The following is a 12,724-nucleotide window of genomic DNA, read 5'->3' on the forward strand; positions in this document are numbered from 1 at the left end:
TTAATAACTAAGACCTGAGCTAGCTTTCACGCACACTTTTTCTCCCCAACTCATAATACTCTTTTATTGAGGTGCCATAGCCATCTTTAGTTATTGTGCCATTTTGGGCAAATTTGATTGCGTTGCCGACGCCTTTGAGATGTGCGGCGAATAGAAGTCCTGCTTTATGTGCGGCACTGCCTTGATAAACGCCTTTTGTTTCCATTGTGCGAGCATTGCGGTTCATTAGTTTAATAACAGCATCATCTTGAATCATTTTTGAATTCAAAAAGGCAAACTTCCCGCCGGCTAATACCCAATTCTCTGCGTTTGCCAGAAAAGCTCTGTGCTGAACAGCATTTGCACCACTGGCAATACCCGGTTTTGTTTTAATTGCTGCTGCATATTTATCTTTTTGAATCAAACCAACATCTACTAACGCCGCAGCACCGAATTGATAAGCACCTAAATAGCCATAGCTATTTTCTGCCGTATAATCTCCCCCGCTCTCACGCTTGGCTAGTGCTTGTAATAACATTTTGGTTTGATTCAAAGTGAGTCCTTGTACCGTATTCCCTTTTCCAATTGATTTTAAAGCTAAATCAGCAATTTGTTTTGCCATTTTAATTAAACTCATTTTTACCACCTTTTTGAGATTAATAATGCTTTTTGGCAATCAATCTATAATTGGGTTCAGTTTTTGTCTTTTCCTTAAATAATTGACACAAAAAAAGCGAACCATTCGGTTCGCTCTTAAACATATTATCTACTAATTAATTATTAGCAATCTTGCTTGCCATATTGCTCTTGGCGTAATAATTCACGTACGCTTTCATCGAATTGGCTTAATACTTTATCTGCATCTGCCGCATCTTTACCTTTTGCATCTAAGTAGAACTTAATTTTCGGTTCTGTACCAGACGGACGAGTAATTAAACGGCTACCGTTTTCTAATACGAATACAAGAATGTCGCTTTGACGATCTGTTTTCGTATGGTCAATTAATTGAGCCACGTTGAAACCACCGATTGCACTTGGTGGGTTGTTGCGTAATGCCGTCATTAATTTACCGATTTCAGATAAATCGCTTACACGAATTGAAATTTGACCGCTTACATAAGCGCCGAATTCATTATTGAAATCGTTGATTGCGTCTTGTAACGTTTTACCTTGTGCTTTCAAGTTACGGATAAAGTCTAAGAACACAATAGCCGCTGAAATACCGTCTTTATCACGTACTTTATCAGGGTCAACTAAATAGCCTAACGCCTCTTCGAAACCGAATAATAAACCATCTACTTTACCGATATATTTAAAACCGGTTAAGGTTTCTTCTGATTGTAAACCGTATTTTTTCGCAATCTCAGCCAATGCAGGTGAAGATACTAATGAACAAGCTAATACGCCTTGTTTACCTTGTGCGTGATACTGCTTAGCTAAATACCAACCTAATAAGCAGCCTACAACGTTACCGTGTAAACCTTTCCAGTTGCCTTGCGCATCCGGCATTGCCACCGCTAAACGGTCTGCGTCTGGGTCGTTCGCAATGATAAATTCCGCATTTTTCTCTTTCGCTAATTTAATTGCTAAGTCTAATGCACCTTTTTCTTCCGGATTTGGGAAATTCACGGTTGGGAACGAACCGTCCGGTTGAATTTGTTCTGCCACTAAATGCGGTTGTGGTAAGCCGGCTTTTTCTAACGTTTTGCTTAACACTTCATAACCGACACCGTGCATTGCGGTATAAACATAGTTAATCTCTGCTGCCAGCTCTTTCGCTAATGCAGCTGTTTTTGCGATATATGCTTCTACGATTTCATCATCTAATACCGTAAAGTCTTGGCTACGTGGTAGATCCGCAATATTACCTGCCGCAACTTTATCAATTAATGCTGCAATATCTTTATCCGCTGGTGAAACAATTTGACCACCGCCGTTTGCTTTACCTAAATACACTTTATAACCGTTATCTTCCGGTGGGTTGTGACTTGCTGTCACCATAACGCCCGCTGTAGTATCAAAATATTTAATTGCATATGCAAGTACAGGCGTTGGCAATTTACGAGGTAATAAGTAAGCTTTGATACCTGCACCCGCCATAATTTCCGCGGTGTCACGTGCAAACACATCTGAGTTTTTACGGCCGTCATAACCAATAACGATTGAAGGTTCTTTATCATAGCCTTTCAAGTAATCCGCTAAACCGCCGGCAGCTTGAGCCACTAATACTCGGTTCATCCCCATAGAACCTGCTTGTAAACGACCACGTAAACCTGCCGTACCAAACTGTAAACGGCCGTCAAAACGTGCTGTTAACTCTGCTAACGCTTTTTCGTCACCTGCTTGTGCAGCTTCAATCAGTTGAGCTAATTCAGCACGAGTTTCTTGATCTGGGTCTTGTGCTAACCAGTTTTGTGCAATAGTAAAAATTGTACTCATAGCAATTCCTTAAACTAAAAAATAATGAATGAAAACATGTATAGCCTATCTGAAAACAGCGTAAATAAAAATGATTTATTTCATCTTTTTAGCAAGTTTGTGATCTATTTCTCAAATAAAAACCAAGCAAACGGTTGCGACTATCTAAATGAAAAATAAGCATTTTTCGTATTAATCAGATTTTATACAGTCGAAGGGGGAATCTGCTTATTATGCCATTTTTTTACACGAAAAGACATTCGCTATCGCCCTAAACAAGCGGTTAAATTTCAGCTAGATTTTTCAAATTTTTCACAAAAAACAACCGCTTATTCTCTGATACGAATCCTGATTGTAAACTTTTTAAAATTAATAGATAAATTTTTCGGATAAGGTCAGAATGCGCACTTTTCTAGTTATTTTGAAATTTTCTTTCAGTTTAAGATGTTAACGACTATGTTTACTTTTATCCAAAAAGCAGTCAATAAATCGCTGCGTAAAATCATTAATACAAAAAATCGCCAAGCTTTACAAAATCACTCGATGTCAGTAGTTTCTATTAATTGCAACGGTGCATTTATCTTGCATGAATTAGGTGAACAATTCCGTTCGCCGTTTGTTAATTTATACCTTTCACCGACCGATTTTTTAAAATATTTAAAAAATATGTCGCATTATATGCAAGCAGAACTCACTTTCTTGGCTACGGAAAAAAATTATCCGGTGGGTAAGCTAGATGATCTTACGATCCATTTTATGCACTACCATTCAGAGCAAGAAGCGGCAAGCAAATGGGAAGAACGAACCAAACGCATTAATTTGGATAATTTGTTTGTAATGATGACCGACCGTGATGGCTGCACTTACCAAGATTTACAAGAGTTTGACCGCTTACCATTCGAAAATAAAGTGGTATTTACTCACAAGCCTTACCCGGAATTAAAATCAGCTTTATATGTGAAAGGGTTTGAAGATAAAACACAAGTCGGTGATTTGTTTGAGTTTTCTGGTTGGAACGGCAAGAAATATTACGATCAGCTGAATTATGTGAATTGGTTTAACGGGAAAGGGGGCTAGTTTATGTTTAAGGTTTATGGCTTGACCGTAGATAATCAGACACGCTGTCAGCATTATCATTCCGTACTGGATATTATCGCTATTAAATTCAAATGTTGTGATAAGTTTTACCCGTGTTATCAATGCCACCAAGCCTGTGAGACTCACGCTATTGAACGTTGGCAAGCAACTGAATTTGATAAGCAAGCAATTTTATGCGGCAATTGTCAACAAACGCTGACCATTCAGCAATATATGCAGGTTACACATTGCCCTTATTGCCAAGCACAATTCAATAGTGGTTGTCAGAAGCATTATTCGATCTATTTTGAAGTATGAGTTTAAAGCTCGAAATAGTTCGCACATAAATAGAAACAAGCGGTCGAATTTGCAGAAAATTTTGCAAATCCGACCGCTTGTTACATATGTATTGAGTAACTAAGAACTATTTTTTCTTAGTTGGGCGCTGCCAGCCTTGGATATGACGTTGCGGTACACGACTAATCACTAGCTCATTTTCCGCCACATCTTTGGTGATAGTTGCACCCGCACCGATAGTTGCACCGTCTGCGATAGTAACCGGTGCGACTAATTGGCTATCTGAGCCAACAAACACATTGTTGCCGATAACCGTTTTGAATTTGTTTGCACCATCGTAGTTACAAGTGATTACACCTGCACCGATATTACAATTGCTACCTACTTCCGCATCACCGACATAGGTTAAATGGTTTACTTTTGAACCTTTACCTACTTGAGCATTTTTAATCTCAACGAAGTTACCAACGTGAGTTTCTTCCGCAAGATTTGCGCCCGGACGTAAACGAGAGAACGGACCGATTTGCGCCGCTTTACCCACTACTGCATCTTCAAGCACAGAATATGGTTTGATTTCTACATCATCACCAATTTCGCAATTTTTAAGTACACAACCTGCACCGATACGAACACGATTACCTAGTTTTACTTCACCTTCGATAATTACGTTTACATCAATTTCAACATCTTTACCGTGTGTTAAGCTACCACGAATATCAAAACGAGCCGGATCAATTAAACGCACACCGGCTAATAGTAATTTTTCTGCTTGTGTTTTTTGGTAGAAGCGCTCTAACGCGGCAAGTTGTAAACGGTTATTCGCCCCTTCAACTTCCATAAATTCACTTGCTTGTACCGCTTGAACTTTATAGCCATCTTGGTTTGCCATTGCGATTACATCTGTAATATAGTATTCGCCTTGTGCATTGTTGTTATTTAAATTACCTAGCCATTTTTTGAAGCTTGCGCCGCTTGCAACCATTACACCCGTATTCACTTCACGGATTTTTAATTGTTCCTCATTCGCATCTTTTTGCTCTACGATCGCAACTACAGATCCGTTTTCACGAATAATACGTCCATAACCTGTCGGGTTATCCAACTCAACGGTTAACAGCGCAATACCATTTTCTGGTTTTGCTGCAATTAGACGTTCTAAAGTTTCTTTAGTGATTAACGGCGCATCACCGTAAAGCATTAAGATATTCTCATCATCCGCAAAGAATGGCGCTGCCTGTTGCATTGCATGACCTGTACCTAATTGCTCTGCTTGTAATACCCAGTTTACCGGCTCAGAACTTAAGCGTTGTTGTAATAATTCACCACCGTGGCCATAAATTAAATGAATTTGTTTTGCATCGATTTGCTTCGCTGTATCAATAACATGTTTAACCATTGGCTTTCCTGCAACGGTGTGAAGCACTTTGGGTAAATCAGAATACATACGAGTACCTTTACCCGCAGCTAAAATTACTACGCTTAATTGAGTCATTGTGTAATCCCTTAATGAATTAAATAAATACTATAATATTGTAATAGAAAAATGTAATAAACAGAATGGGCGATATTAATTAGAGCTCATTTTGCTTAGTTTACTTTTATTGGATACGAATTCATCCAATTAGTTCGAATCTCTTTGCAATATTTTATCAATTATAATATATAAATAAAAAGCTCCGACCAATGGACGGAGCTCCTAATTAATTACACATTTGCGTGTTCAATTTTTTCTACTTCTTTAGCATACTTTTCTTCATCAAACTCGCGTAGCGGTTTGTGTGATTCGCCTAAGAATGTATAAATTACCGGCAGAACGAATAAGGTAAATAATGTACCGATACTCAAACCGGCAACAATTACCATACCCATACTAAAACGAGCAATCGCACCTGCACCTACCGCAAATAATAATGGAATCAAACCTGCTACCATTGCTGCGGTTGTCATCATAATAGGACGTAAACGAATCGTCGCTGAGTGAACAATTGCATCAAAGCGAGATAAACCATTGTTTAACTGCTCTTCTTTTGCAACTTCACACATTAAGATACCGTGCTTCGTAATTAAACCGACTAATGTCACTAAGCCAACTTGTGAATAAATATTCAAAGTTGCGCCGGCAACACCTGCAATGCCAAGCAAATTAAGTACTAGCAATGCACCACTTAATGCTAATGGTACAGAAACTAGAATTACCATCGGATCACGCCAAGATTCAAACTGAATCGCAAGTACGAGGTAAATAATAATTACCGCTAAGGCAAAGGTCATCGCCATTGCATTACCTTCTTGAACATACTGACGAGCTTCAGATTTAAAGTCGTATTGATATCCTTTAGGTAAGCTGCGATCCAACTCATCTTTCGCCCAATTTACCGCATCACCAATCGAGCTTGATACTACGCCCGAAATGGTTGCTGAATTTAATTGGTTCATACGAGGTAATGCTGATGGTTCTGTCGAAAGCTCAAGTGTCACAAATGAGCTTAATGGAACCGATTCACCACTTGCTGTTGTAACATAGTAATTTACTAAATCTTGTGGATTTAGACGATCTTTACGGATAGCTTGCGATACAATCGGATACGCACGAGAATCAATATCCACACGTGTAATAATCGCACCAGATAAGTACGCACCTAACGTACCACTCACTTGTTGCATCGTTACGCCATAAGTTCCCATTTTCTCACGATCAAATTTCCATTTCATCGTTACCGTATCAAATTTCAAATCAAGACTCGAGAAAAAGAATTGACCTGAAGCTTGCGCTTTTTTCAGGAACTGAGTTGCCACATCAGCTAACTTAGTATAGTTATCTGCGGTAGTAATCACTAATGAGAACGGTAAACCGTTTTCACCGGTTGAAATTTCTGGGAATGAAATCGCATTAATATCCATCCCGACAACATTTTTAGCAATTGCAGAAACGTCTGCTGAAATTGGTGCACGTTCACGTTCACGATCATTCCAATCCTTTAATGAGATAATTGATAATGCACTATTTGCACCATTAAACCCGGATACAGTCATCATTGATGCTACTTCCGGTATTTTACCTACCTCTTCATTAAACTTCTCTGTCGCAGCTTGCGTATAATCTAAGTTAGTGTTTGACGGACCATTACCGATACCAACCACGAAGCCACGGTCTTCTGTCGGTGCAACTTCACTTGAAAGTGATGTTAATAATGTCGGTAATACAGCAAAAATTCCCAATGCAAAAATCAATACAAACCAACGCATCGCCATCACACCTCTCAGCATATTGGTGTAGCAGCTGGTCATTTTGTCTAACATCGCATTGATACATTTTGAGAAACGACTTTCGTGATCTTCATTGTGCTCTTTTAATACTCGGCTAGACATCATCGGTGATAACGTCAATGCAGCAATACCTGAAATAAATACCGCACCAGCTAAGGTTAATGCGAACTCCTTAAATAAAGAGCCTGTTACACCATCCATTAACGCCATTGGAGAATATACTGCCCCAAGTGTAATCGTCATCGAAATAACTGGAATAGCAATCTCTCGCGTACCAATAATAGCCGCATCAAACGGCGATTTGCCTTCTTTAACATGACGTTCTACGTTTTCAAGAACAACGATCGCATCATCCACCACTAACCCGATTGCAAGCACTAGAGCAAGTAATGTTAATAGGTTAATAGAGAAACCAAACATTTGAAGCATAAATAATACCCCGATCAATGAGATCGGAATGGTGATAATTGGCACAATCATCGCACGTAATGAACCTAAGAATAGGATAATTACCACTAATACGATGACAGTTGCTTCACCAATGGTCTTAATTACTTCATTAATCGAACTATTAATAGCAATGGTTTTATCATATAAAATTTGACCGCTCATTGATGACGGTAAGTTTTTGGTAATTAATTCAAATACCGGATAAATGTCTTTTGCTACAGTCAATGAGTTTGCTGTCGTTGCAGCACTCACCGCTAATACAACCGCTTCCTTACCGTCTGCAACTACTCGAGATGCGTCTTGGTATTTATCTAACTCAACCTTTGCAATATCTTTAAGTTTAACAATACGACCGTCCGATGTTGTTGAAATCGTAACGTTTTCTAATTCTTCAACTGACGGCGTACTTGATTCCACCTTGTTTTTATAAACAGTATAGTAACCGTTCGCATTCCCCGCGGCAGTATTTAAGTTATTCGCGCTTAGTGCTGATAATACAGCCGCACCGGAAAGGTTATTGCCAGCCATTTTTTCAGGATCTAACCAAATACGTAAACCGAAAGTTGCCGCACCAAAAATATCTACGCTTGAAACACCGTTTACTGTAAAGAATTGTGGTTTTACCACACGGTTAATGTAGTCGGTAATTTGTGAAGGATTTAATTCATCCGATACAAAACGAATATACATTAACGCATCATTTGAACCTGATGATACGCTAATAGACGGGTCATCGATCCCACTTGGTAAATTTGCACGAATTGCATTCACCTTCGCAGAAATATCCGCTAACGCCATTTGCGGGTTAGTATTTAACTTCATCTTAATCGTGGTAGTTGATGTACTCGGACTACTTGAAGAAGTTACATAGTCGATATTATCCGCTTGCGCTACCGCCTCTTCGATTTGAGAAGTTACCAACGCTTGCATCAAGCTTGCATCCGCACCTGAATAGTTAACGTTAACAGTTACGATCGAAATCGTCATTTCAGGATATTCACGAACTTGCAATTTATTAATAGATTGCAAACCTAAAATAGTAATCAGCAAACTAATACAAACGGCAAGTACCGGACGTTTAATAAAAATATCAGTAAATTTCATTGATTACCTCAATTAAAGTCTACTTTCTTTAGCAGGTTGAGTAACACCTACCGCCTCTTGTTCAGAAACAATCACAAGTGCGTTATTACTTAAACGTTGGAAGCCTCCTGTCACAATTAAATCGCCGGCTTTCACTCCTTTAGCTAATTGTGCATAAATACCGCTACGGTCTAATGTTTTTACTTCAACCTGTTTTGCGCGATACATTCTATTCACATCTAATTTCGGATTTTGCTCTGCCATTTTTGCAACTAATTGCTTATCTTCGTCAGAAAGCGGTTGTAACACATAAAGTGTTTCACCATACATTGTGTATGTCACTGCAATTTGTGGTACAACAATTTGCTGTTTCTCGGTCGGTAATGCCACATTCAGACGAGCAAACATACCTGATAAAAGAAGATTTTGGTTCTCTGTAATCACCGCTTCTACATTAATTAAGCCGGTTGTATGATCTACTGCTGGATCGATTGCTGCGATATTTGCTGGGAATGTTTGACCCGGTAACGCATCAATGACTGCCGTTACTTTTTGGCCTACACTAATTTTTTGCACATCAGTTTGCGGTAAAGTAAAGCGAACTTTCATGACACTTTGATCTTCAACACGCACGATCTCTGTACCCGCTGGAATGTATTGCCCTACGTTTACATTAACGATACCGGCAATACCGCTAAACGGTGCGTAAATTTTACGGCGACCGATAGAGGCTTTAAGTGACTCAATATTCGCAAGTAAGTGGTTATAAGTTGATTGCGCATTATCTAATTCAGCTTTCGATGCACTATTTGATGCGACTAAATTACGGAAACGATCGTAATTTGCTTTTGCATTTGGTAATTGCGCTTGCGATGCGCGTAAAGTCGCTTCTTCAACGGCACTATCAAACTCTACCAATAAATCGCCTTTATTTACACGCTGACCCGAGCGCACATGTACTCGAGTTACTGTACCAGTTGCTTCTGCACTTAGCATAGCACCTTGATTTGGACGAATGTATCCCACAGCAGCAATGCTCGGTGTCCACTCTTGTGGCTCTACTTTCATCGCAGTAATTTCACTTACGGTTTCCGGCATATTCGCTGCCGCTTCAGCTTTTTTCCCCGCAATAAATTTTTGCATTCCAGCAACACCACCAAAGGCAACCAGCACTACTGCTAAGGTTGTCACAATTAAAAACTTTCTGCCACGAGAGGGCTTTTGGTTTTCTACTGTCATATATTCTCCATAGACAAATTAACTAAATTTAGAAAGTAATAGCTTTCCAAGTACGTGAAATAATTTCCTCGAAATATTCTTCCGGAACAACGTCTTTCTTGACCTGTTGTAAATACGCAATGTCTGTTGCCGTTCCCATACTCAGGTAATACAACACCTCGTTAGGTAAATCGACAATTACACCTTGCTTTTTACCTTCGTCAACAAATCGGTTCCAAATAAATTCTGGATCATTAATTGTTCTATAAACAATTTCGCTGAAACCAAGCATCGCTTGGTATTGGGACAGGTGAATAGCAATCATGGGGTTGTCAGACAAGAACTGCCACTTTCTAACCCACATTTGACGATATTGCTTGAAGAGAGATTCGTTCGGATCAAAATCAATGTTGATATAGCAGCTATAGCGTTCATAAATATGATTGGCTAGCTGACTTAAAAGTTGATCTTTTGTACTAAAATATAAATAAAGTGTACCGGCTGCCACGCCAATTTCTTTTGCTATCTTGCGCATTGATAAATTCTGTAAGCCTTCCTTTGCTACAAGTAACTCCGTTGCCGATAAGATATGGTTGATCATATCATTCGGATCAGTTCGTCTGGACATAAAACCTCCCATGTTTAAATCCAATGAACAGTCGTTCATTTTATATTTATTCATTATAATTTAAAAGAAAAATATCTCGGCCGATAAAAAGCCGAGAAAAATTAACTGAGCATTTTATCACTAACTCCTTTGTATAGTGATTTTTTTACTCTAATTTGCAAAAATATGGAAAATCCCACCGCTTATTACTCTCATTCCGACTAATTTTATGCTACTATTTGCCAAATTTTTTTAACCTATCTTTTTAATATGGCAACTCAATCAAAATATCAAAGTAAACAATTCGATGCATTATCCAGTGATTTAATTGCAACACTGGAAAAACATAAAGCTCCTGTTGATCTTTCATTAATGGCATTAGGTAATTTAATTACCAATATCTTACGTGAAAACGTTCAAACCGAAGCACAACGTCATGCTTTAGCAGATGCTTTCTCAAATGCATTAAAAAATTCTTTAAAAACGAAATAAGTATGTTTACACGCCTTCGCTCATTATTACCGACCAATTCTCGTCAATATCGAGAAGAAACCTCACAACGCATTACGTGGGGTCATTGGTTTACCCTTTTTAATGTAGTGTTGGCGTTACTTATTTCTTCCCGCTACGCTTTTAATGCCGATTGGCCTAATACACTGTCAGGTAAACTTTACTTTTTTACCAGTCTGTTCGGGCATTTCAGTTTTATTGTATTTGCCTGCTACTTACTGCTACTCTTTCCATTAAGTTTCGTCATCAAAAATGACCGTACTTTCCGAGGTATTTCAGTTATTTTAGCAACTATCGGGCAAACCTTTCTTTTAGTCGATACCGAAGTATTTAAGCGATTCTATCTGCATTTATCACCGCTTGTTTGGGACTTATTAGTTAATCCCGAACAAGGTGAACTTACTCGTCAATGGCAATTACTCTTTGTACCAATGCCACTTATTTTGTTAGCGGAAATGCTCTATTCACGTTGGTGTTGGCAAAAATTACGTAGTTTTAATCGCCAAAAATGGGGTAAATATGTTGCTTATTTTTTCTTAAGCTGTTTTACCGCGACACATTTAATTTACGCTTGGGCGGATATGACGTTATACCGTCCGATTACCGCACAAAAGGCAAACTATCCGTTATCACATCCGATGACCGCTCGTACCTTCTTACAAAAGCATGGGCTGATTGATCGTGCTGAGTTACAGCAAGAAATTGAAGAAAATGGTCGTTTAGACAGTTTCTATTTAAATTACCCGAAACACCAACTGACCTTTACTAAAAAGCCTCATTCAAATATTTTACTAATCAATTTATCAGGATTACGTAATAACGCTATCAATAGCGAAAACACGCCAACACTTGCTGACGTTAGTCGTAAATCATTACGTTTTATGCAGCATTACAGCAGTGGTGACTCTCACTCTGCCGGTGTATTAGGCATCTTTTATAGCTTAAGTGGTAAATATCTGGATTCGGTATTAGGTAATAAAGAAGCCTCTCCGTTGATGCTAGCTCTTCGCCAATCCGGTTATCAGCTCGGCTTATTCTCGCATAATGGCTTTGCGGATCCGGTATATCACCAAGCAGCTTTTGCCGGTATTTTATTGCCTGAATCCAAAAATAACCTAGACGCAATCTCACAATGGAAACAATGGCTAACAGAGCGATCTTTAAATGAGCCGTTTTTCAGTTATTTAGATTTAAGTTTACCGCAGGCAAACGCTTACGATCAGCAAACCCGATTGCTCGATTGGCAATTTAGTGAGATTTGGTCACAATTAGAAAAGAACGCTTTATTAGCAAATACCATGGTAATTATTACCTCTGATCAAGCTAATCCAACTGATGAAATGAGCTTTACTCAGCAGGATATGCAAGTGCCGTTAATTATCTATTGGCAAGGTGAAGTGAAAGAATACGATTCGCTCTCAAGCCATTTAGATATTATGCCGACACTGTTAACCCAGTTCTTTGGGGTACGGAATCCTCTTAGCGACTATTCTCAAGGGATCAATTTAACCGCCCCAAATAATCGTCTATGGGTATTAGCGTCTAACCATAATTGGAATGTTGCGATTATGCCGAATGGTGAACAATACCATATTGATCGCAAAGGTCATTTTGAGAAATTTAATGCTCAAGGCGAAAAAGAGAAAAGCGATCGTCCGCCTTTAGCGCTCTTCTTACAAATGATTCAGCAAAGTAACCAATTTGTCGAGAAATAAGGATTAGAAATATAACAAGCGGTCAAATTTAGCGAATTTTTTACTAAATTTAACCGCTTGTATTCTCTATAAGCATTTATGTGTTAAGCATATAAAAACTTAA

Annotated in this window: 10 protein-coding genes; 4 read left to right on the plus strand and 6 right to left on the minus strand. The window is 38.7% G+C overall.

The window, feature by feature from the left end:
• Positions 1-19 precede the first annotated feature (19 nt).
• Positions 20-601, minus strand: a complete 582-nt coding sequence (locus ASU1_RS03895) for a lysozyme family protein (RefSeq protein ID WP_116743951.1) — start codon at positions 599-601, stop codon at positions 20-22.
• A 158-nt stretch (positions 602-759) separates the two neighbouring features.
• Complete coding sequence (locus ASU1_RS03900) at positions 760-2,418, minus strand: phospho-sugar mutase (protein ID WP_014991552.1); 1,659 nt, start codon at positions 2,416-2,418, stop codon at positions 760-762.
• Positions 2,419-2,853: 435 nt separating this feature from the next.
• Here ASU1_RS03900 and ASU1_RS03905 point away from each other — a divergent pair, with 435 nt between their 5' ends.
• Both ASU1_RS03905 and ASU1_RS03910 read left to right on the plus strand, forming a co-directional pair.
• On the plus strand, positions 2,854-3,474 hold the full coding sequence (locus tag ASU1_RS03905) for a DUF1919 domain-containing protein (protein WP_014991553.1): 621 nt from the start codon (positions 2,854-2,856) through the stop codon (positions 3,472-3,474).
• Positions 3,475-3,477: 3 nt separating this feature from the next.
• Entirely contained in the window at positions 3,478-3,792 is a 315-nt protein-coding gene (locus ASU1_RS03910; protein WP_014991554.1) for a CHY zinc finger protein, read from the plus strand.
• Between the two features lie 106 nt (positions 3,793-3,898).
• On the opposite strand, the gene glmU is transcribed toward ASU1_RS03910, so the two are convergent.
• The 4 genes from glmU to ASU1_RS03930 form a co-directional block, all read right to left on the minus strand.
• Positions 3,899-5,263, minus strand: a complete 1,365-nt coding sequence (gene glmU / locus ASU1_RS03915) for a bifunctional UDP-N-acetylglucosamine diphosphorylase/glucosamine-1-phosphate N-acetyltransferase GlmU (RefSeq protein WP_014991555.1) — start codon at positions 5,261-5,263, stop codon at positions 3,899-3,901.
• Positions 5,264-5,475: 212 nt separating this feature from the next.
• Positions 5,476-8,592 (minus strand): efflux RND transporter permease subunit, encoded by a 3,117-nt coding sequence (locus tag ASU1_RS03920; RefSeq protein WP_014991556.1) that lies wholly within the window; start codon positions 8,590-8,592, stop codon positions 5,476-5,478.
• Positions 8,593-8,604: 12 nt separating this feature from the next.
• A complete protein-coding gene (locus ASU1_RS03925) occupies positions 8,605-9,810 on the minus strand; it encodes an efflux RND transporter periplasmic adaptor subunit (RefSeq protein WP_014991557.1) in 1,206 nt (401 codons plus the stop codon).
• A gap of 28 nt (positions 9,811-9,838) precedes the next feature.
• Complete coding sequence (locus ASU1_RS03930) at positions 9,839-10,417, minus strand: TetR/AcrR family transcriptional regulator (protein ID WP_425512864.1); 579 nt, start codon at positions 10,415-10,417, stop codon at positions 9,839-9,841.
• Between the two features lie 249 nt (positions 10,418-10,666).
• On the opposite strand from ASU1_RS03930, the gene ASU1_RS03935 reads away from it, so the two are divergent.
• Positions 10,667-10,888 (plus strand): YejL family protein, encoded by a 222-nt coding sequence (locus ASU1_RS03935; RefSeq protein ID WP_014991559.1) that lies wholly within the window; start codon positions 10,667-10,669, stop codon positions 10,886-10,888.
• Between the two features lie 2 nt (positions 10,889-10,890).
• On the plus strand, positions 10,891-12,621 hold the full coding sequence (locus tag ASU1_RS03940) for a DUF3413 domain-containing protein (RefSeq protein ID WP_014991560.1): 1,731 nt from the start codon (positions 10,891-10,893) through the stop codon (positions 12,619-12,621).
• Positions 12,622-12,724 lie beyond the last annotated feature (103 nt).

The sequence above is a fragment of the Actinobacillus suis ATCC 33415 genome (assembly GCF_000739435.1).
Classification (GTDB): Bacteria; Pseudomonadota; Gammaproteobacteria; order Enterobacterales; family Pasteurellaceae; genus Actinobacillus; species Actinobacillus suis.

Excerpts from the sequence above, each read along its gene's own strand:
- ASU1_RS03905 (WP_014991553.1), top strand. The coding sequence starts at position 2,854 with ATGTTTACTTTTATCCAAAAAGCAGTCAATAAATCGCTGCGTAAAATC.
- ASU1_RS03930 (WP_425512864.1), bottom strand. The coding sequence starts at position 10,417 with ATGTCCAGACGAACTGATCCGAATGATATGATCAACCATATCTTATCG.
- ASU1_RS03925 (WP_014991557.1), bottom strand. The coding sequence starts at position 9,810 with ATGACAGTAGAAAACCAAAAGCCCTCTCGTGGCAGAAAGTTTTTAATT.
- ASU1_RS03920 (WP_014991556.1), bottom strand. The coding sequence starts at position 8,592 with ATGAAATTTACTGATATTTTTATTAAACGTCCGGTACTTGCCGTTTGT.
- ASU1_RS03935 (WP_014991559.1), top strand. The coding sequence starts at position 10,667 with ATGGCAACTCAATCAAAATATCAAAGTAAACAATTCGATGCATTATCC.
- ASU1_RS03910 (WP_014991554.1), top strand. The coding sequence starts at position 3,478 with ATGTTTAAGGTTTATGGCTTGACCGTAGATAATCAGACACGCTGTCAG.
- ASU1_RS03900 (WP_014991552.1), bottom strand. The coding sequence starts at position 2,418 with ATGAGTACAATTTTTACTATTGCACAAAACTGGTTAGCACAAGACCCA.
- ASU1_RS03940 (WP_014991560.1), top strand. The coding sequence starts at position 10,891 with ATGTTTACACGCCTTCGCTCATTATTACCGACCAATTCTCGTCAATAT.
- glmU (WP_014991555.1), bottom strand. The coding sequence starts at position 5,263 with ATGACTCAATTAAGCGTAGTAATTTTAGCTGCGGGTAAAGGTACTCGT.
- ASU1_RS03895 (WP_116743951.1), bottom strand. The coding sequence starts at position 601 with ATGGCAAAACAAATTGCTGATTTAGCTTTAAAATCAATTGGAAAAGGG.